The organism is Paenalicyclobacillus cellulosilyticus (genome assembly GCF_014647315.1).
Lineage (GTDB): Bacteria > Bacillota > Bacilli > Alicyclobacillales > Alicyclobacillaceae > Alicyclobacillus_J > Alicyclobacillus_J cellulosilyticus.
In genome coordinates this window covers 338-614 of record NZ_BMOY01000125.1, presented here as the reverse complement: position 1 = coordinate 614, position 277 = coordinate 338, and the positions used below count along the sequence as shown (strand labels likewise).

Below are 277 nucleotides of genomic sequence, written 5' to 3'. Positions count from 1 at the left end.
CGAGTTGTAGGCTTGTACTTCACCCGTATTTTATGATTGAAATGTTTGTGAGCGTACGTTCGCCGTTTTCAAAGGGCTCATTCTTTGATATAAATGGTTTTATCGTTTTTAAAATCAGGATGATGCATCTGTGAATGACAAAACCGATCCAACCCCAGAAATGGAACCAGATGAAGAGCTGGTGGATGAACAGCGTCGCCAATTTTTATTAACCTCAACTGGTGTTTTAGGAGGGATTGGTGCGTTGTGTGCGTTAACTCCTTTTGTTTCATCCTGG

At 41.5% G+C, this 277-nt stretch carries 1 protein-coding gene; it reads left to right on the top strand.

The window, feature by feature from the left end:
- Positions 1 to 160: 160 nt before the first annotated feature.
- A partial coding sequence (locus IEX97_RS14055; RefSeq protein WP_373289466.1) for a ubiquinol-cytochrome c reductase iron-sulfur subunit N-terminal domain-containing protein occupies positions 161 to 277 on the top strand: 117 nt, incomplete at its 3' end.